Source organism: Gordonia phosphorivorans, from assembly GCF_042432625.1.
Classification (GTDB): Bacteria; Actinomycetota; Actinomycetes; order Mycobacteriales; family Mycobacteriaceae; genus Gordonia; species Gordonia phosphorivorans.
Window position 1 is genome coordinate 1 of sequence record NZ_JBHLWV010000043.1, and the last position, 1,696, is coordinate 1,696.

A 1,696-nucleotide genomic window follows, 5' to 3' on the forward strand; every position below is an offset into this window, starting at 1 on the left:
TGAAACCTGACTTTTATCAATTTAGTGCGCACCTCGGATCGCACTGAGCACGTCGGCGAGGTCGTCCGGTAGTGGGTCGGCGGCGGTGATGATCTGGTCGCCGACGCGGATCTCGATGGTCCGGTAGCGGCGGGTGGTGGTCACGAACTTCTTGATCGACCAGCCTGTCCGTTCCTCGACCACCCGTGTCACCGCGAGTGCTGCCATCACGATCGCCAAATGCGCACGGATCGAGTCCTCGGTCCGGTGGTAGATCGGCCGCGCCGCCAAATCGCCCTTTGACATGCGGAAACTCTTCTCGATCCGCCACAGCTGATGGTAGGCGCCGATCACGAACTCCGGAGTCGGCCCATCGATGTTGGTGATGTAGGCCTTCCACCCGGCCAGCGTCCGCGCCTTCGTCTCCAACTCGCGATTGACGCTCTTGTCCGCGCCCTTGAGAGTGACGAACCGGTTCCGCTTGACCGGAATCTTGCCTTCCACGGCCTTCTCGGCTTTTCCTATCTGTTCGTTGATCCCGCGCAGGCTCCGCCGAGCCCGATCGGCCGAATACCGGTAATAGGTGACCCGGTTGCGCCGAAAGCTCGTCTTCGCGTGTGCGCGCTGGTGCTGGGCCAGGGTCAGCCCGTCCGCTGGCGTCTGATCGGGATGGTCGGCGACCCACTTGGCGATCTGGTACGGGATCGACGGCATCCGCTCACCGAGGATGAACGAAAGATCCTCTCGTTCAATCGCTTTCATGTTCTCCGCGGAGATCATGCCAGCGTCGGCGACGACGGTGACGTCGCTGAGGTCATGGGCTGCCATGAACTTCAGGACGGTCGGAACGATCGTGAGTTTCTCGCTCTTATTGCCCTCGAACGCCTCGATCAACAGCGGGAAACCAGTGGCGTCGGTGAGCATCCCCACGGTGATCTGCGGCTCGAGACGACGTTCTTTCGAGAATCCGGGTTCGCGGAATCCATCGGCCTTGTCCGTCTCGAAGTACAGCGTCGTGACGTCGTACAACACGAGCGTCGTAGGCCCCAGGCCTGCATGCTTGGCACACGCGGCAGCGAGATTCTGTCGCCAGGTGTCGGTGGCGTAGATCGGCAGGCGACGGTTCATCGTCGGATACGACATTGCCGGCACACCAACTTCCTCGAGGACACGGATCGAGTCGAGTTTGCTGGTGGGCTCAATGATCCGCGCCAACACCAGGTCGCGGAAAACCGGATCACCGCCGGTCGCGTCGTCGAAGCCGAGTTCGCGGTAGAGGTACTCGAGTCCATCCCACAGGTGCCCCATCCGTGAGGACTGGATCGGTAACGGCTCCGCTGAAGCCGGCACGACATCCGCAATGCCTAGGTCCAACTCGCCCTGACCTGCAGCAAGACGCCGCGCAGCCACGGCCTTGAGCGCGGCGTACTCGTCGTCGGTGTGCGCTGACCCGATGTGCTCGATCGACCGCGACCCCTTCCGCGAACCGTGAACGATCTGGACTGCTCGCGCTCCCGAAGCGGTCTTCACGGTCCGAACGTAGGCCATCCACCCACCCTAGCGGCGATCCTTAGTGCACAAATCCAGCCCGAAACAGCTCTAAACCCGCAGGTCGCAACAAGCAAAGTCCAATATGTCCGAGTCGGTGATAAAAGTCAGGTACTGCACTCCGGTCAGCTCGCCGAAAGGGTCAACGCACTCTGAAATACGAAGAGCC

At 61.6% G+C, this 1,696-nt stretch carries 1 protein-coding gene; it reads right to left on the reverse strand.

Going from position 1 to position 1,696, the window contains the following annotated elements; all coding sequences use genetic code 11:
• Nucleotides 1–21: 21 nt before the first annotated feature.
• The gene (locus tag ACFFJD_RS16720; RefSeq protein ID WP_246991921.1) at nt 22–1,527 is read right to left on the reverse strand and encodes an IS1634 family transposase; all 1,506 of its coding nucleotides are present in this window, start codon (nt 1,525–1,527) and stop codon (nt 22–24) included.
• Between the last annotated feature and the right edge of the window lie 169 nt (nt 1,528–1,696).